Here is a 17,007-nt window from a genome sequence, read left to right as displayed (position 1 = left end):
TGCATCCGCTGGCCAAAAGGGCTAGATTCGGGGGGCCAACTTTCCTCGATTCCAGAACAGGCGGAGAACGACAGTGTCGTCAGCCACCGTGCCCGAATTCGGCCCCAACGACTGGTTCGTTGAAGAAAAATATCTGCAGTTCACAGCAGACCCGAACAGCGTCGACGAGAGTTGGCGAGAGTTCTTCGCCAATTCCAAGGCGCCGTCGGCTGCTGCCAAGCCCGCTGGTGGAAGTGAAAACGGAGGCGGTGGCTCTCCAGCAACAGCGGCAGATCCCGCCGCACAGGCTGCCCCCGCAGCAACTCCGGTCGCTACACCTGCTCCGCCCGTGGCAGAAAAGCCGGCGGCAGCTGTACCGGCCGCGCCTCAGGTAGCAAAGCCGCCAGCACCAGCAGCAGCCGCACCAGCCTCGGCTGCGCCCATAAAATCGGCTGCACCCGCAAATTCCGCTGCACCCAAAGCTGCCGCCCTTACCTCGACACCGCCCAAGGCGGTGACGCCCGATAAGCCCGAAGTACGCGCTCCGCTCCGCGGTATGGCCGCTGCCGTGGTCAAGAACATGACCACATCCCTCGAGGTCCCCACCGCAACATCGGTGCGCACCATCCCGGCGAAACTGTTGTGGGACAACCGCATCGTCATCAACAACTTTTTGAAGCGTCAGCGTGGGGGGAAAATTTCCTTCACCCACTTGATCGGCTACGCCATCATCAGGGCGCTCGATGAGTTCCCGGGGATGAACGCGCACTTCGATGACACCGACGGTAAGCCCGTCATGGTCTCGCCGAGTCACGTCAACCTCGGACTGGCGATCGATCTCCCCGGCAAGAACGGTCAGCGCAGCCTCGTCGTGCTTCCCATCAGGGGCTGCGAGACTATGAACTTCGTCGAGTTCTGGAAGGCTTACGAGGCCGTCGTCGCCAAGGCGCGCTCTGGGGCCTTGACCGCCGAGGACTACGCGGGCACCACCATTTCGTTGACCAACCCCGGTGGCATCGGAACGGTGCATTCCGTCCCGCGGTTGATGAAGGGCCAAGGCACCATCATCGGTGTCGGCGCGATGGAATACCCGGCTGCTTTCCAGGGTGCCTCCGAGCAGTCTCTAGCGGACCTCGGCATTTCCAAGGCTTCTACCCTCACCTCGACCTACGATCACCGGATCATCCAAGGCGCCGAATCCGGCCAGTTCTTGAAGCGGATTCACGAGTTGCTGCTGGGCGAACACGGCTTCTTCGATGATGTTTTCACCGCCCTGCGCGTGCCGTATGAGCCGGTCCGCTGGGTCACCGACATCCACCCCGGCCGCAATGGCGCTGTCGACAAGACCGCACGCGTCCTAGAACTCATCGACGCCTACCGAACCCGCGGCCACTTGATGGCGAACACCGACCCACTGAACTACCGGCAACGCAAACACCCCGATCTTGACGTGCTCTCGCACGGGTTGACGCTCTGGGATCTGGACCGCGAGTTCCCAGTGGGCGGGTTCAACGGGCAGCAGTTTATGAAGTTGCGCGATGTTCTTGGGGTGTTGCGCGATTCTTACAGCCGCACCCTTGGCGTTGAATACATGCACATCATGGACCCGGCCCGCCGTCGCTGGATCCAGCAGCGGGTCGAGGCCAAACGCTCCAACCCGTCGCCCGAGCGCCAAAAATACATTCTCGGGCGCCTCAACGCTGCGGAGGCTTTCGAGACCTTCCTGCAAACAAAATACGTCGGGCAAAAGAGGTTCAGCCTCGAAGGCGGCGAGACCGTCATCGCGCTGCTCGATGCAGTGCTCAATAAGGCCACCGAATACCACCTCGACGAGGTCGTCATTGGCATGGCCCACCGTGGCCGGCTCAACGTGTTGGCCAACATCGTGGGCAAACCGTACGCCAAGATCTTCCGCGAATTCGAAGGCAATATGGACCCGGGCCAGACGCACGGGTCCGGCGACGTCAAGTATCACTTAGGCGCGGAAGGCAAGTACGTCCGCCCGTTTGGTGAAGGCCAGGTCACCGTGACGCTGGCGGCTAACCCCTCCCACCTCGAGGTTGTGGACCCGGTGCTGGAAGGGATTGTGCGAGCCAAGCAAGACATCATCAATCGCGGCGAAAGTGGTTTCACCGTGCTGCCGATTGCTCTGCACGGCGACGCCGCATTCGCCGGCCAAGGCGTGGTCGCAGAGACCTTGAACCTGTCCAAACTCCGCGGTTACCGCACCGGCGGCACCGTGCACGTCATCATCAACAACCAGGTCGGATTCACCACCGCACCCGAGGCTTCCAGATCCTCGGAATATTGCACCGACGTCGGAAAGATGATCGAGGCGCCCGTTTTCCATGTCAACGGCGACGACCCCGAAGCCGCCGTTCTCGCCGCAGAACTGGCCGTGGAATACCGCCAAACCTTCGGCAACGACGTCATCATCGACATGGTGTGCTACCGGCGACGCGGCCACAACGAGGGTGATGACCCCTCGATGACCAACCCATTGATGTACCAGATCATTGATGGCAAGCAGTCGGTCCGCCGGATTTACACCGAGGCCCTGATCGACCGCGGCGATCTGTCGCCGGAAGAGGCGGAAGAGGCCCTCAAGGACTATCACCGCCAACTCGAGCGCGTCTTCAACGAGGTCAAAGAGCTCGAAAAGAGCGTCGCGGTGGTCTCGCCTTCGGTAGAGGAGGAACAACCCATACCGCCAAAGGTTGATACCAAGATCAGCCTCGAAACACTTCATCGCATCGCTGACGCGCACCTCGAACTCCCCGAAGGGTTCGTGGCGCATCCGCGAGTAAAGACTGTGCTGGAAAGGCGCGTCCAGATGTCCCGCGAAGGCGGCATCGACTGGGCCTTTGGCGAGCTGATCGCCTTCGGCGCCACCGTTATGGGCGGCAGACTGGTGCGGCTAGCTGGCCAGGACTCTCGGCGCGGCACGTTTGTGCAGCGACACGCGGCTCTCATTGATTGGCATACGGGAGCAGAATTCCTTCCACTGCAACATCTTTCGGAAGATCAAGAGCGATTCCTTGCCTACGATTCCGCTTTGACGGAGTACGCGGCGCTGGGCTTCGAATACGGCTATTCGTCGGTGAACCAGGATGCGTTGGTGCTGTGGGAAGCCCAGTTCGGTGACTTCGTCAACGGCGCTCAGTCGGTGATCGATGAGTACCTCTCGTCCGGGGAAGCCAAGTGGAATCAAAAGTCCGGCGTGGTGCTGCTACTCCCGCACGGTCACGAAGGTCAAGGACCTGATCACACCTCGGGGCGGATCGAACGGTTCCTTCTCCTGTGCGCCGAAGGTTCGATGACGGTTGCGGTTCCCTCGACGCCCGCAAACTACTTCCACCTTTTGCGTCGTCACGTGCTCGACGGCGTCCACCGCCCGATGATCGTTTTTACACCCAAGTCGATGCTGCGTAATAAGGCCGCGGTTTCATCCGTCGCCGACTTCACCGATGGCAAGTTCGAATCCGTACTTGCCGACCCGCAGGTGCAGGACGCGTCAGCCGTCACGTCCGTAGTAATGTGCACCGGCAAGATTTACTACGAGCTTGAGGCTCACCGAGCGGCGAACAACATCACCGACACCGCGATCGTGCGAGTGGAACAGCTCTACCCTTTACCCAAGCGGAAGCTCGCCTACGTCCTCGACCATTACCCCAACGCCACAGATTTCCGCTGGGTACAGGAAGAGCCGAAGAACCAGGGCGCCTGGCCGTACATGGTCGAGGCGTTGCCCGAATCGATACCGCGCTTACTCGGCGTCAAGCGGGTCTCCCGCCGCGCTATGGCAGCCCCGTCGGCCGGTTCGATTCGCGTGCACGAAGTCGAACAGAAGCAGGTTATTGAAGGCGCGTTCGCGCGCTAGTGCGCTGTAGTTTTTCAAGGGCGAGGGCCCGACCAGGCACGTTTGGTCGGGCCCTCGCTTTATGTCAGATCCGTATCCCGAAACGACGAAAAGAGGCTCCCCATGGCTACCCCGCACATTGCCGCCGAACTGGGCGATTTTGCACCCGACATCCTTATGCCGGGCGACCCCCGACGCGCCAAAAGGATCGCGGAGGACGTCCTCACCGATGCCCGACTCATCACCGATGTGCGCGGAATCCTCGGCTACACAGGCACGTTCGAATCTCGCCGGGTGTCGGTGATGGCATCAGGTATGGGCCAGCCGTCCATCACGATCTATGCCACTGAGCTTTTCCAGTTCCTCGGCGCGAAGCGGATTATCCGGATCGGCACTGCGGGCGGCCTCTCGCCGAAGGTGGCCATCGGCGACGTCGTGGTCGGCACGAGCGCACACACCGACTCGGCGATGACGGCGGCGCGGATCCCCGGCGTGCATTACAGCCACGCCCCCAGTTTCGCCCTCGCTTCCGCAGCTGTCGCGGCCGCTTCGGCAGCCTCGTCTGATGGGTCCAAAGTCCACGCCGGTCCACTATTTTCCAGCGACCACTTCTACCTGTCCCGGCCGGAGCTGATGGCCGGACTCACCGCGTACGGGACGTTGGGGGTGGAGATGGAAGCCGCTGCGCTGTACGCAGTGGCTGCCGAGTTCGACGCCGAGGCACTGGCGATCGTCACTGTGACCGACTTGATCGCCACCGGCGAGGGCATGTCGTCCGATGATCGCGAATCCAAATTTCTCACGGCAGTGTCGCTGGGCCTAGCGGCTTTCAAGAACTCCTGACAGCGGTGTAGGTGCGCCCACTCGCTACGGTGTGTCCAGCTCTTTGAATGGACACACCGATGTCAGCGATCTGCGTCTGCTGCGGGCTGCTTTTCTTTGCTGACGGCGGCGCAGCAACGCGGCCGATCAGCGGTGTTAACGGATATGTCCGCATCGCCCGCGATGCCCGAAGGAAAGCTAGCTGATCATTCCGTTGGGCGGTGCGGGGCCGACACCCGCAGCGTAGTCAGCTTGCCGCAGTGCGCACACTTCGTGCGGCGCCCTTGGCGTGCTTTTCGATGAACATGGCGGTGTCGGCTGCGGCAAGCGTCTCCTCGAAGCTCGAACCGATCTGGATCATCGCAGTACCGACGCTGCCGCCGACCAGGTGGCGGTTGCAGTGGCTGGACACCGGCTCGTCGAAGACCTGGCGGAGGCGGTTCGCGAGCGCCTCCAAGGCTTCAGGGCCCACCCCCGGGAGCATCGGGACGATCACCGCGAACTCGTCCCCCCGGTCCTGGCCACCAGGTCCTCCGCACGGGCACAGGAACGCATCCTCGCGGCGAGCACCCGGAGGACATCGTCGCCGGCACGGTGTCCGAAGGTGTCGTTGACCGCCTTGAAATCGTCGAGGTCCATTACGACCACCCCAACCCGGCCACCTTCTGCGACGGCCTCGGCGCCCCGCTTCATGAGCAGGGCCCGGTTGGCGAGCCCGGTGAGCGGATCATGCTGGGCGGCATAGGTCATCTCATCCCTGCTGGTCTGCAGCGCCTCGGTCATCCTGGCGTGCTCGACCGCAACAGCGGCGTGTTCGGCAAATAGCTCGAGTATCGCGCACTGCTCGCGGGAGGGGAGGCGACCGTCGCGGGGCAAGTCGACGCTCACCGTTCCCAGCAAAAGGCCGGACGGTGCCACCAGCGGTGCGAACAGCGCGTCCAACGGGTGCCACGCTTCGGGGTCGTCGGTTGCTTCCAGATCCGGTACCCACCAATTGCTGGCCTGATCCTCCGGCGGGATGAGCCGGTGGTCGGAAAACAGCAGTCTCCCCCACCGCTCAGAATCGCTCTCCTGCGCCAACCGGCCAAACATCGTCGCCCAGTAGTCACCGGGTGACACCTTGCCCAGCAGCGCTGTCCGCGCCTCGTCCGATCCTTCTACCGATACGACTTCGAAATCACCGGAGGGCCTGCGATGGTTAATCCCCACCACGGAAAAGATGGTGGCCTCCAACACGCCTCGACTCACAGCGTCCAACGTCTCAGTCAGATCCAGGCTGGCGTGGACCCGCCGGGTCACCTGCTGCAACACCCGGAGCGCCACCACCTCCTCAGGCACCGCAGTCTCGCTAGGCACCGCAGTCTCTTCATGCACCGCAGCCCCGTCAGGCACAGGAGCTGGACCCCCCACGAGGGCAGCGAAGCTCCTGATCAGAGAGCCGATGTGTGCACGAGTACCCACCACCGTGCAACCTTATTCCGCACGCACCAGGTAAACAACCTCCTTGCCCCCCGCAGGACCCGATGAGGCAACAGCGGGCTAGTACTACGCGGCTACATATAGCTGTGGGCAAAGGCTGGTCCGAACTTTGCTCTTCTCCTGTGATCTTGCTGAACGTTTCAGCGATGCCGAAATCCTGTTCCTGACGTCGGTTGTGCTCATGCACAGCGGGCAGAGGCGAACCTTTGAGCGATGCAGCGACCCGATACGCTGAGCCGGTGCACACTGGCCTGGGCGTCAACGCTGTCGTCATGGGGCTCGTCATGTTTTTCGTATTTTTCGGTGGAAGTTCGCAACGGATCACAGGCATGGGGTTCTCGCTGGTGGCGGCCCCGTTTTTGGTGATCGTCCTCGGCCCCGTCAGCGGGGTGTTGATCGCAAACCTTTGCGGCGGAACGTCATCGATGATGATCCTGTCGCGAGTGTGGGCAGACGTGGAGTGGCGCAAGGTTGCGGTGCTCCTGCCAGCGGCATTCGTGGGGCTCGGGATCGGCATCGGGGTAGCAAAAGCGACGCCGATCGCCTGGCTCGAGATCATCATTGGGTTAATGGTCGCCATTTCGCTCTCCATCTCGCTGCTCATTCGCTCGCGCCGGCACATAAGCGGCACGGTGCCGCTTGCCACTACGGGGGTTTTCTCCGGGTTGATGAGCTACACCGCGGGGGTGGGCGGCCCGGCAGTCAGCGTCTATGCGGTGCTGAGCAACTGGCCGCAGACAAAGTTCGCCGCGACGGTCCAGCCCTATTTCGCCGTTACCGCCTTCTCGGCTGTCCTGGGTAAATACCTGTTCATCGAGGGCTCAGTGCCCACCCTGCAGTGGTGGATCTGGGCCCTCATCGGCGGCGCGCTACTGTCCGGTGTGGCCTTTGGCGACTGGGCCTCGCGGCGGGTTAAACCGGCGCAGGCGCGGACGGCGTTGATCGTCGTCGCCTACTGCGGGAGCCTTCTGACGGTCTGCAAGGGAGCGATAGACCTGCTCGGCACCTGATCTTCATTTCGGTGCCCAAAGATTTCTGCACGAATGTCCGAGGTCAACTGCATCGCGCTCTTGTGTTCGTTTGTCTTGATTCCGATGAGTTACGAGGCACTTCGGTTATGAGACACGGGGCTGCCGCGAATGTGTGCTTCACGTGCCCGATCAAGGACCGACTGTCTGCGGCGAGGTGATCAGGTGTCGGAGATCTCGCATTCGATCACCCGAACAATTTCTGGCAGGTCCATCTGGATCGTCTGACGAACGATGTCAGAGTTCACCAAGAGGTAGCCGTGAGCGATGCTATTGCGTATCCCCCACATGAACTGCCAATTGTCACCGAACAGACCGGTCCTCACCTGCGACTCGAGCCGGGTCAGTACCTCCATTCCGGCCGACAGCCTCATGCAGATGGCATCAATAACCAGTTGGTTCAAGTTCTCATCGGCCGCATATGTGTGTTGGCCAACTCCAGATGAATCAGCGCCTCGCGCAACAGCTCCTGCGCCGGACGGCTCACAACAACACCGCTTCGGCATAGACACGCTCACGCAGGTCGGGCCGAAGAGCCGACTCGGGCACCAAGTCGATCGGCGCGCCCAACAGATCCGAGATCCGTTGTTCTAGTCGGCCCAGCTGCATCAAGCTGAGTGGGCCCATCGTCGTGAACAGCAGGTCCACGTCGGAGCCGGGGTGATCGTTGCCCATTGCGACGGACCCGAAGACACGCACCCGGGTGCCGCCCGCTTCGGCGACGAGCTGCCGAACCTGGCTAGCGTTGCGGCGCAGATTTCGTGCCAAGGGCGTCGTACCGTGGAAACGCAGCAGCCGTGATACTTCTGGCTGGCTCCGACCGATTTCCCGGGCAATCTGAGACTGCATCATGCCCTGTGCATTAGCCTGCCTGACCGCGCGGACGAGCTCGGCGCGAGCTTGCGCAGTAATCTCATCGGAGTGGCGAGCTACCTCCGCCAGCAGGATGGCCATAGGGCCAATATAGCAAATGCTATATCTGTCGACCGGAGCAACTATTCGTTGTAGACAAGGCATTGGTCACGCGGGCGGTCGCGCTCGCCGCAACGAGGGTCCTGCTCGAGGGCTCCACAGCGCAGTTCAGGCACAACGAATCGGTTTTATGCCGTCTTGCAACCCATGGAATACGACGTACTTAGTTGATGAGACACCAATCTTCCGGAATTGTCGCTTCAGTTGCCCCGATAGTCGGTCGCTCTACAGCACAGCGAAATTCCGATAGTTGTTGCTGCTTGAGGGACACCCGCATACGCGGGGATCGTGAATGATTCAGGAATGGACGAACCGCGGCGACTGCTGGACCCGAGTGTCGGGGACTGGATTAATGCGCGCCTGGTTCGCGGCGAGTCCTCTATGGGTTCGCGGGTGCGGTCCGTAATCCCCACCGGGTTCCAGCGAGTCGTTCGTGACGGCAACGGACGTAGCGGCAACGTCGACCCTGATGAGGGGTCGGTACCTGTGGGGACCCTGACGGCCATTCTCGATCACTGCTTGTGCGATGGCAACGTCGTTCAGGGAGTCTGGCTCGGTTTTGGGACCTGGACCTACCGATGGAATGGCGAACCCGTGTTGCCAGGATGGGGTGGGCGCGAATACCGGCTTTTCGCCACAGCGAAGGCAGCGATCACGACGTGGCCGGGAATGAGTCCCAGCTGGCCGCAGTCGGCCAATTTGATCTGGCCGGCGGACAATTCGTGGTGCATTGCGACGGAGATCGATTGGGACAGCACGTTGGTCGCCGGGTCGACGGACATGACCGATGCGATTCTTGCTGATGTCAGGCTGGAGTCGTTCGTCGTCGAGTACGAAGACGACTTGAGTTGGTGCGGCAACATATTGAATCCGCGACCGGACTGGCTCGCCCGACAATGCCCCCCAGACTGATCGGTCACCGATCTGGGCGAGTTACAGATCGGTTACCGGCACTTTGTCGACATTCGAAAAGGCCTGCACGAATGTCCGAAGTCGACTGCACAGCGCGCTCATGTTCGTATGACTTAACTCCCATAGGTTACGAGGCAGTTTGGTTACGAAGCACCTGTGCTGAGATTCGGCCAAAGTTCCGATGTGGCGTTTGTCCGATGTGGCGTTCGGCTGAGGGATTGATCGACCCATTGCTTGACGGTACCGCGCGCGGTACCATGGCGTCTGCCCAGTGTCGCCAAGATCCTCGAAGCGATGCAGCGGAGTACGAAAAATGTGGATTATCAGGATCTGTTGAAGGTCTGCGTTGAGTACTTCGGCGAGTCGCGTACGACCGGAGGTTCGCATGCGGTTTTCAAAATGCCCTGGGTCGGCGACCCAAGGATGAATATTCAAAACGACCAAGGCAAAGCGAAGTCTTACCAGGTCCGTCAGGGTTTGGCAGCCATCGAGAAGTTCGAAGATGATGGGAAGAAGCCATGAGCAAGGCTGTAGGTACGCCGCGTCTCGCGGATCGGTTCTCTTACTCGGTTTCCTACTCGACCGACGACGGTAGTTTCGTGGCTACCGTCGCTGAGTTCCCATCGTTGTCCTGGATCGCCGAGGAGCGGCGTGCAGCGGAAGACGGCCTCGTCGCTGTGGTCGAGGAAGTTCTCTTGGATATGGAGCACTCCGGCGAGTCTGTGCCGCAGCCTTTCGGCGAGCGCGTGTTTTCAGGAAAGTTCAACCTGCGGTTGCCGACCAGTCTCCACCGAGAGTTGGCGCTGAGAGCCGAACGTGAGCATCAGAGCTTGAACACAGTCGTGGTCAGCCTGCTATCTCGCCGCACCTAAACCCCTAGGTCTGCACGCCGCGATTACATGCATAGTTCGCCGTGGCTCGATACCCGGGGACCTGCCAAAACTGCCGCACCTTAACTGAAACGTGTCATCAAGCGGAACGGCCAGCAGACGTTTCAGGAGCAATTGCAACGTTTTCAGGTAATCTCTCATTGTCGAAGTCCGAAGCCGACTGCATAGGACTCTCCTGTTCGTACGCCTCGATTCGCTCGGGATGGTGGGCACTTTTGGTTACGAGACAGGTCTGCCGCGCTTCGTTTTCGGAGTTGGCTGCGAGGCGTCGAAGGGACCCAGGGTGACACCGATGCCCGAACTTGTAGCGCGGTCCTCACGACGAAACGGCAAGCGATACCGGCCACTTAGGGCGGCGCCATCTGCACCAGTTGGTCCAGTCAGCGTTAGCTACGGAAACAACATTCAGCAGCCATAATACCGCACCGAGATTCTTATTAATTGTAATCGAACGTATAACAGCAAGCGAGGGCGCAAACGGCACCGTTCGAGATTTCGGGATACAGTTCGCGAAATCGCTCCGCAGCCATTTCGCCCATTTGTACAAGATCGGCGGCAATGTTATTCGCGCTAGACTCATAAAACTCTTCAGTTAACCGCTTTACGATTGGAATCAATTCCATTGCCTGATTACTACCAAACCGTTGGGCTAACTATGCATCGTCGCGGGACGGCCATGAAGCAGCGTCCCAACCAGTCCAGACGACGATGGCGTGGCTGACGAGCGAGGCGTCCTTAATCATGGCGTCCTCCAGAATAGGGCACTGCTGCCGGGTCATGGCTTCACTGCTGTGATCGAAGATTCGTGGGGGCCCTCTATCAGTGCGGGCGTTCACTCACGTCGCGAACAATTGTCCGTCAGGCAGTCACGCAACCGAAGGGTTACGAGGTGCATTACCGGGCCTAAGCTGACGATGAGTCAGCGCGACTGTGTCGCAACCCATGGATTACGGGGCACTTTGGTTATGAGACACCGATCTACGGAAATTGTCGCTTCAGTTGAGCCGATCGCCGTACAGGGACGTGCTTTTCGCTCGCTGCGCAGGTTCGTCGTCGGTGACCACGGAACTCTTTTCGCGGGACGCCCGCTACCTGCGGAGAAGTTGGGCGTCTGCGAGCTGTGGGTATGAATCAGACACCAAGCAATACGCCATCGGGAGACTGAAAGCGCGCGATGACCTGCCCCCATGGTTCGGTGCGGACCGGGACATAAACCTTCTGCGGTGGCCGATCACCGCCGGGGCAGAGCGACATTCCTGGGAGGACAGACGATACTGCCTAAGTGCTCTATATCCGCTTCGAGTCACCGACGGCAAACAGTCATGGTGCCCATATAGGGATATTTGCTCTGACTAACGGCCTCGCTCGATCCGGGCGGCTCAGCGCCAACGAATGGTCGTGGTGGCGTTCAAACAACGACTGGTTCAATGCCGCGTACCCGGACGCAGCCACTGTCGACCCCACACTGTTTGACCGGACCAAAAACCCGATAGTCACCTGCTGGTTCAAAGACACGGCCACACACCTGCTCGACCAAATCGACGGCTATCTGCAGCTACATCAGCGCCACGAGATTAGTTGCATCAGGCGCCAGGCCCCGAACCCTGGACGCGTGCTTTACGACGACGACGTCCAAGTCGTCGTCGCACCACTCTCGCGCATTTCGTAAACAGGTCCCCTTACCGACTCCATCGGCAGGGCCGATATTCGTAGTCGAATCATATTTTCTGCCTGCAGTCGTCAGCTCTCGTTTTCCGAAGACGACTGCACAACACACTCGTGCCCGTATGCCTCATTCCCATGGGAGGCGAGGCACTACGATCCACCGATCTGCCGGAATTGAGGATTCAAAGGCGCGATAGAAGCGACCCGCGGCAGTAATGTGGCCGAATGGCGCACAGACCGAAGTCGGGACCGAGATCCGCGACAGAAATTATGGCAGAAGTTGCCGAGCGCCTGCGTTCTGACCCCGAGTTTCGGGCGGCCCAGGAACAAGCCGCGTCAGACCGGAGCGCTGCTCGGGCCGCACTCGACGTTGCGCTTCGACCCGTGGTTGAAGATCTTCGCTCCGCGGGACTCGACGTTGATTCAGTCTGGGACCTGCACAAGATTCCGGGTGCGATCTCCGTGGCATTTCCCGTCCTGATGGACCATCTGCAACGGGACTACCCGGATCGGGCGCTTCAGGATATTGCGACGGCACTCCAACACAATTCTGCACGGCTGCATTGGGTCGAACTCAGGGAGCTGTATCTGAGCTCGACGAGGACAGTCATACAGGACGGGGTTGCTGGAGCCATGAGCCTCGTCGCCCGGAGGGAGCACTACCCAGACCTGTTGACGTTCCTCAAGTTGGATCGCCTCGGCACTTCGCGGATCTACTTCCTGCGCCCCGTCAATCGCATAGGCAACCGAATCTCAGCAGGGCTGGGGCGAGCGGTCGTAGAACCGCTGGCCCACGATCCTCAATTGGGTATAGAAGCCACAGCCATCCTCCAGGGCAGGGGCCCGAACCAGTAACCGTGGGAAATTAAGTGTCTCGTTCTACGCGCTCGGATGATGACCTAGGGCAGTTGTGTCGCAACCCATGAGTTTTGAGGCACTTTGGTTGTGAGACACCGCTGGGGCCAAGGGACCCCGACTGGGGATGACCTTAAAAGATGGAGGGTACACAGCAGGAAGCAGCCCCATTGTCCCGGCGCTGATTTCGTATTACGTTAAACCTATGAGCCTGGACGATACGACTAATGGTGTGGCGGTCTCTGAAGAGCAGATCTCTGAGTGGGTCGTGGAGGCTGAGGCAAACCCGAACATCGAGGCTTTGAAAGTGCGCGGCCGTGGACGTCCAGGCAGAGGCGCGAAACCGTCGCAGGTTGTCGCGTTGCGTCTCACCATCGACGAGCTGGCGAGCATCGACGCTGTTGCTGAGCGAGAGCACAAGACACGTTCAGAACTTATTCGTGAGGCGCTGGCGAAGTACGCCGCGTGAAAGTTCACAACACGGCACTCAAACATGGGGTCTCACCTGAGGACGCAACACAGGCGGCATCGTGTCCAATCTGGATCAAGGATCTCGACGTTGACTCCCCCACACGACAGCTTCGTTGAGGCTTCGACACCCAGGGCAGGCTCCTCGAGACGGTGGCGCTCACGTGTGACAGCGGAAACGAACTCGTCATTCACCCCATGAAAGCAAGACCCCAAATGCTCGACCTGCTTCCGTAGTTCCCGACCTGCGGAGGGCGGTGCTAAGTCGCAACTGTCCTGAATCCCATTGGTTTCGAGGCACATGGGTTACGGGGAAGCAGAGGGCCTCAACTCGAGTCGGCAGAAGACAATATCGCGCGCGAGCCGAACGTCTTGCGGACGCATCATCTGGCTCTCTAAGCGGTCTGGAAGACGTAGCTGTGTGGCTGTGTCAGCTCACCTTAATAGCGGTCTCATCGTTGCGTTTTCTCATATGCGGTGTGGTGCGGTGTAGCCGATCAATATCTCGACCGTCCGCTCATAGGGCAAGCGGGGTGCGCCGGATGCGATGGCAAGAGCCGCTCGCTCAAACGCTGCCGAGAGAATGTCTGTGAGTGCGTCGAGGTCATCGGGCGCCATCACAGGCTGGAGAGCGCTGAGGTCGGTGCGCGGTTCGGCGCCGCCCACGACACGCAGCAGAGTGGCCGCAGCTTCGTCGCTTAGAACAGCCGGAGCCTGGAGGAGCAGAGGCTCATTGCTTCCATGCGTCGCGGTCGCGTCGAAGTAGGCTAAGAGGCCTGTTTTTAGCGCTGCTCCGTTAATAGCGACGCTGATCTGCTCGGCCTCGCAGGCAGTAACCGCGTGGAACAGGTATCTCTTATCGCTGAACAGTGGATATAGCGCACCCCTAGTCAGCCCTCGTGGAGACGCGCTCCTCGAACAGCATGTCCGTGACGGGCGTCACTGAGTCCACCAGAGCCTTCTGATCGGCTGCGCTGAGCTTGTCGAACGCGGCCTTCTGATCCGTGTCGCCCACTACCTTTTAAGCGAGCGTCAGGCCCCGTGCAGCACTTGCTCCCTCTGGAGCGGAACTCGTTGCACCAGCCGGTACCACATTAGCCAGCCCGATCGCCATGGTCACAAACTGCGTGGTGAGCAGTTTCCTCATCGTGATGGCCTTCTTCAGTTTTCCCGGCCCTGTTGCCAGGTTGCTTTGCGGGCACCCGGCATTAGCAAGGATGCAAAGGCCCCTACCCCGACAGCCCATGTAGGGTCAGCCTGACGAACCGCTGACCAGTAGCACCCCGATGGCCGCCGCCGCAAGGACCGCGGCCGCACCGATTGCCGCGGCAATCTGATACAGCACGCGAACCTGCCCTCCGGAGCGCCGGCCTTGGATTAATCCCGTGATCGCCGCAGCAAGGCCGAGGGGCACCGCAAGAAACCAGAACCCAGCGAGCAGCACCGCCAGCAGGGCCAGCACGACCAGCGACAGAGGCGCCAGGACTCGCCCCCAGCCCAGTTCGATTGGGGCGTCGGTGGACAGATCGACAATGCGCTCGACCGGACCGAGGTCGTCCAGGACGCCTCGCACCTGCGCAAGTGTCGGCGACTCGATTTCAGCAAGAGCCGATTCGATATGCTCACGGACCGCTTCCATAACCTCGGTCGCCTCCTCCGGATCCTTGGAGGCCATCGATCGTCGAAGGTCGCCCAGGTAGGTATCGACCAACTGTTGTTGGCGCGCACCCAATTCTCGAGCTCTCGTACCGCTCATTTACATCGCCTCCCGTAGAACGTCGGAAACTGCTTTACTGAACGGCCCCCACCCGGCAGCGAAACCGGCCACGGATGTGAGGCCCTGTGCTGTGAGCGAGTAGTAGCGCCGAGGCGGCCCGGTAGGCGACTCCTGCCAGGTCGTTTCGACCAAGCCTTGTTTGCGCAACCGCGACAGCAGTGGGTACAGGGTGCCTTCACTTGTCAACAGGTCCGGATGAACCGCGAGTCGCTTCGCGATCGCCAACCCGTAAGTGGGCCCGGAGATCATGCAGGCGAGCACGCAGTACTCGAGAACGCCCTTGCGCATTTGAGCCGAGACCGGCAATCCAGGTACCATGTAATACAAGATACCTCGATCTGTAGATGCTCACCACCCCCCGATAGAGGGACTGCGATAACCGCGGGAGCGTACGAGGACACACCAAAATCCGAAGAAATCTGTCTCCTAGCAGCGCAAACCCGGTCGTCGCCGTCACCAAGGTCTCCCTACGACTCTATGGACTTATTTACGCCGGAATATCTCGCTGCGGAGAACGCAGTGAACCACTACACCAACTGGTCAGCATTTGCAGTTGCCAGCAAGTCGCGGGGCGCTGAACCGCATCGCACGCCTCAGATGCAGCCATACTGACCGCATGACATTCAAGGACCGGTCCACGAGCATGTGGTCGTGGTGGAAACGAAACGCCCTGGTCTTAGCAGCCTTGGTCACTGTCCTTGTCGGGTCAGTAGTTTTCCTGCTCGCACCCACCACTGTGCCTGCGTTCGGCTGGACCGCCTACACGCCGCTGTCGTCGAGCCCTGACTACTCCACGCCGACATATTTCACCGACGGACACCTCGTTGGTATTTCTCTTGCCGTGCTCGGGTTGATCATGCTCGCAGGTGCTATCGGCTTCCGGGTGGGCTCGACGAGACGAGCCCCCTAACGCCGACCGTCTGAGCAACAACTGGACAGCTCGCCGACCCGCAGATCAGCGCCCGGTTGCCGATCCCTTCTAGGACACTCCCCCAAGGCTGACGTGAGTCTAGGTGGCTGGGTGACTGCGCCGTTGGGAATGGGGTGGCCCAGGGCCGTGTCTACGGTCCGAAGCAATCCGGGCCAAAGCGCCCGGCATTTCAATGTTCGAAGTCGCCCAGTTGGATGTCGATGTGGACTGCAGAACGACCAGCATTCAAGCGTCACCGACATGTCTGACCGTGCCTAGGGAGATGGTGAGCCGGCCAGATTGTGTCGCAACCCATGGGTTACGAGGCGCATAGGTGATGAAACACCGGACTGCAGCAAAGGTGTGCTTCACGTGCCCGATCAAGGTCCGGCTGTCTGCGGCGAGGTGATCAGGTGTCGGAGAACTCGCGTTCGATCATCCGGACAGTTTCTGGCAGGTCTATCTGGATCGTCTGACGAACGATGTCAGAGTTCACCAAGAGGTAGCAGTGAGCGATGCGATTGCGCATCCCCCACATGACCGCCAATTGGCACCGAACAGGTCGGTCCTCACCTGCGACTCGAGCCGGGCCAGTACCTCGATTCCGGCCGACAACCTCATGCAGATGGCATCAATAACCAGTTGGTCCAATTTTTCATCGGCCGCGTACGAGTTGGCCAACCTCAGATGAACCAGCGCCTCGCGCAACAGTTCCTGCGCCGGTCGGCTTACAACAACACCGCCTCGGCATAGACACGCTCACGCAGATCGGGCCGAAGAGCCGACTCAGGAACCAAGTCGATCGGCGCGCCCAACAGATCCGAGATCCGTTGTTCTAGTCGGCCCAGCTGCATCAAGCTGAGTGGGCCCGTCATCGTGAACAGCAGGTCTACGTCGGAGCCGGGGTGATCGCTGCCCACTGCTACCGACCCAAAGACACGCACCCGGGTGCCGCCCGCTTCGGCGACGAGCTGCCGAACCTGGCTAGCGTTGCGACGAAGATTTCGTGCCAATGGCGTCCTACCGTGGAAACGCAGCAGCCGTGATACTTCTGGCTGGCTCCGACCGATTTACCGGGCAATCTGAGACTGCGTCATGCCTTGTGCATCAGCCTGCCTGACCGCGCGGACGAGCTCGGCGCGAGCTAGAGCAGTAATCTCATCGGCGTGACTAGCTACCTCCACCAGCGGGGTGGCCATAAGACCAAGATAGCAAATGCTATATCCGTAGATCGGAGTGACTATTCGTTGTAGACAAGGCACTGGTCAGACGGGCGGTCGCGCTCGCCGCAATGAGGGTCCTGCTTGAGGGCTCCACGGCGTAGTCCAGGCACAATGAATCGGCTTTATGCCGTCTTGCAACCCATAGGTTTCGAGACACTTCGGTTACGA

General features: G+C 60.4%; 20 protein-coding genes and 2 pseudogenes. 11 read left to right on the top strand and 11 right to left on the bottom strand.

Annotated features, from left to right (window positions below):
* Positions 1 to 73 precede the first annotated feature (73 nt).
* Together EH165_RS04490 and deoD are read left to right on the top strand one after the other, a co-directional pair.
* A complete protein-coding gene (locus EH165_RS04490; protein ID WP_124798213.1) occupies positions 74 to 3,859 on the top strand; it encodes a multifunctional oxoglutarate decarboxylase/oxoglutarate dehydrogenase thiamine pyrophosphate-binding subunit/dihydrolipoyllysine-residue succinyltransferase subunit in 3,786 nt (1,261 codons plus the stop codon).
* A gap of 102 nt (positions 3,860 to 3,961) precedes the next feature.
* Positions 3,962 to 4,681 carry a purine-nucleoside phosphorylase gene (gene deoD, locus EH165_RS04485; protein ID WP_124798212.1) on the top strand — a complete coding sequence of 240 codons (720 nt, stop codon included), beginning with the start codon at positions 3,962 to 3,964 and terminating at the stop codon, positions 4,679 to 4,681.
* A gap of 226 nt (positions 4,682 to 4,907) precedes the next feature.
* Here the strand turns inward: deoD and EH165_RS16085 are convergent.
* A pseudogene (locus EH165_RS16085) lies at positions 4,908 to 5,959 on the bottom strand (GGDEF domain-containing protein).
* Positions 5,960 to 6,378: 419 nt separating this feature from the next.
* Here EH165_RS16085 and EH165_RS04470 point away from each other — a divergent pair.
* A complete protein-coding gene (locus EH165_RS04470) occupies positions 6,379 to 7,149 on the top strand; it encodes a sulfite exporter TauE/SafE family protein (RefSeq protein WP_124798211.1) in 771 nt (256 codons plus the stop codon).
* A 179-nt stretch (positions 7,150 to 7,328) separates the two neighbouring features.
* Here EH165_RS04470 and EH165_RS04465 read toward each other — a convergent pair whose 3' ends face one another.
* A complete protein-coding gene (locus EH165_RS04465) occupies positions 7,329 to 7,571 on the bottom strand; it encodes a HepT-like ribonuclease domain-containing protein (RefSeq protein WP_164479121.1) in 243 nt (80 codons plus the stop codon).
* Between the two features lie 79 nt (positions 7,572 to 7,650).
* Positions 7,651 to 8,121 (bottom strand): nucleotidyltransferase domain-containing protein, encoded by a 471-nt coding sequence (locus EH165_RS04460; protein ID WP_124798209.1) that lies wholly within the window; start codon positions 8,119 to 8,121, stop codon positions 7,651 to 7,653.
* A 321-nt stretch (positions 8,122 to 8,442) separates the two neighbouring features.
* Between EH165_RS04460 and EH165_RS04455 the strand changes: the two genes are divergently transcribed.
* From EH165_RS04455 to EH165_RS04445, 3 genes are all read left to right on the top strand, one after another.
* The gene (locus tag EH165_RS04455; protein WP_124798208.1) at positions 8,443 to 9,051 is read left to right on the top strand and encodes a hypothetical protein; all 609 of its coding nucleotides are present in this window, start codon (positions 8,443 to 8,445) and stop codon (positions 9,049 to 9,051) included.
* Positions 9,052 to 9,345: 294 nt separating this feature from the next.
* Positions 9,346 to 9,573 carry a hypothetical protein gene (locus EH165_RS04450; RefSeq protein ID WP_239020696.1) on the top strand — a complete coding sequence of 76 codons (228 nt, stop codon included), beginning with the start codon at positions 9,346 to 9,348 and terminating at the stop codon, positions 9,571 to 9,573.
* Entirely contained in the window at positions 9,570 to 9,923 is a 354-nt protein-coding gene (locus tag EH165_RS04445; protein ID WP_124798207.1) for a type II toxin-antitoxin system HicB family antitoxin, read from the top strand. Before EH165_RS04450 ends, EH165_RS04445 begins: the two co-directional genes overlap by 4 nt.
* A 671-nt stretch (positions 9,924 to 10,594) precedes the next feature.
* Here the strand turns inward: EH165_RS04445 and EH165_RS16445 are convergent.
* Positions 10,595 to 10,720, bottom strand: a complete 126-nt coding sequence (locus EH165_RS16445) for a hypothetical protein (RefSeq protein WP_277870524.1) — start codon at positions 10,718 to 10,720, stop codon at positions 10,595 to 10,597.
* A 503-nt stretch (positions 10,721 to 11,223) separates the two neighbouring features.
* Between EH165_RS16445 and EH165_RS15370 the strand changes: the two genes are divergently transcribed.
* From EH165_RS15370 to EH165_RS16795, 4 genes and pseudogenes are all read left to right on the top strand, one after another.
* Entirely contained in the window at positions 11,224 to 11,610 is a 387-nt protein-coding gene (locus EH165_RS15370; protein WP_164479120.1) for a hypothetical protein, read from the top strand.
* Between the two features lie 221 nt (positions 11,611 to 11,831).
* Positions 11,832 to 12,461: a hypothetical protein gene (locus tag EH165_RS04435; protein WP_124798205.1), complete on the top strand. Its 630-nt coding sequence runs from the start codon at positions 11,832 to 11,834 to the stop codon at positions 12,459 to 12,461.
* A gap of 205 nt (positions 12,462 to 12,666) precedes the next feature.
* Positions 12,667 to 12,930 (top strand): ribbon-helix-helix protein, CopG family, encoded by a 264-nt coding sequence (locus EH165_RS04430; protein ID WP_124798204.1) that lies wholly within the window; start codon positions 12,667 to 12,669, stop codon positions 12,928 to 12,930.
* Positions 12,927 to 13,166: pseudogene (locus EH165_RS16795) on the top strand (toxin). Before EH165_RS04430 ends, EH165_RS16795 begins: the two are co-directional and overlap by 4 nt.
* A gap of 231 nt (positions 13,167 to 13,397) precedes the next feature.
* Here EH165_RS16795 and EH165_RS04420 read toward each other — a convergent pair.
* The 4 genes from EH165_RS04420 to EH165_RS04410 all read right to left on the bottom strand — a co-directional run bounded on the left by EH165_RS04420 (position 13,398) and on the right by EH165_RS04410 (position 15,012).
* The gene (locus tag EH165_RS04420) at positions 13,398 to 13,595 is read right to left on the bottom strand and encodes a hypothetical protein (RefSeq protein ID WP_124798203.1); all 198 of its coding nucleotides are present in this window, start codon (positions 13,593 to 13,595) and stop codon (positions 13,398 to 13,400) included.
* Between the two features lie 220 nt (positions 13,596 to 13,815).
* Positions 13,816 to 13,944 (bottom strand): hypothetical protein, encoded by a 129-nt coding sequence (locus EH165_RS16440; protein WP_277870523.1) that lies wholly within the window; start codon positions 13,942 to 13,944, stop codon positions 13,816 to 13,818.
* Positions 13,945 to 14,181: 237 nt separating this feature from the next.
* Entirely contained in the window at positions 14,182 to 14,685 is a 504-nt protein-coding gene (locus EH165_RS04415; protein ID WP_124798202.1) for a hypothetical protein, read from the bottom strand.
* Positions 14,686 to 15,012 (bottom strand): PadR family transcriptional regulator, encoded by a 327-nt coding sequence (locus tag EH165_RS04410; RefSeq protein WP_239020695.1) that lies wholly within the window; start codon positions 15,010 to 15,012, stop codon positions 14,686 to 14,688.
* Between the two features lie 310 nt (positions 15,013 to 15,322).
* Here EH165_RS04410 and EH165_RS04405 point away from each other — a divergent pair, with 310 nt between their 5' ends.
* On the top strand, positions 15,323 to 15,616 hold the full coding sequence (locus EH165_RS04405) for a hypothetical protein (RefSeq protein ID WP_124798200.1): 294 nt from the start codon (positions 15,323 to 15,325) through the stop codon (positions 15,614 to 15,616).
* 409 nt (positions 15,617 to 16,025) lie between these two features.
* Here the strand turns inward: EH165_RS04405 and EH165_RS04400 are convergent, their stop codons facing one another.
* The 3 genes from EH165_RS04400 to EH165_RS16435 all read right to left on the bottom strand — a co-directional run bounded on the left by EH165_RS04400 (position 16,026) and on the right by EH165_RS16435 (position 16,815).
* Positions 16,026 to 16,154 (bottom strand): HepT-like ribonuclease domain-containing protein, encoded by a 129-nt coding sequence (locus EH165_RS04400; RefSeq protein ID WP_277870547.1) that lies wholly within the window; start codon positions 16,152 to 16,154, stop codon positions 16,026 to 16,028.
* A gap of 190 nt (positions 16,155 to 16,344) precedes the next feature.
* Positions 16,345 to 16,629: a nucleotidyltransferase family protein gene (locus EH165_RS15655; RefSeq protein WP_206426104.1), complete on the bottom strand. Its 285-nt coding sequence runs from the start codon at positions 16,627 to 16,629 to the stop codon at positions 16,345 to 16,347.
* 57 nt (positions 16,630 to 16,686) lie between these two features.
* A complete protein-coding gene (locus EH165_RS16435) occupies positions 16,687 to 16,815 on the bottom strand; it encodes a hypothetical protein (RefSeq protein ID WP_277870522.1) in 129 nt (42 codons plus the stop codon).
* Positions 16,816 to 17,007 lie beyond the last annotated feature (192 nt).

This window comes from Nakamurella antarctica, from assembly GCF_003860405.1.
Taxonomy (GTDB): Bacteria; Actinomycetota; Actinomycetes; order Mycobacteriales; family Nakamurellaceae; genus Nakamurella; species Nakamurella antarctica.
The sequence above is the reverse complement of the archived record's forward strand: the minus strand, read 5'-3'. Positions and strand labels throughout refer to the sequence as shown.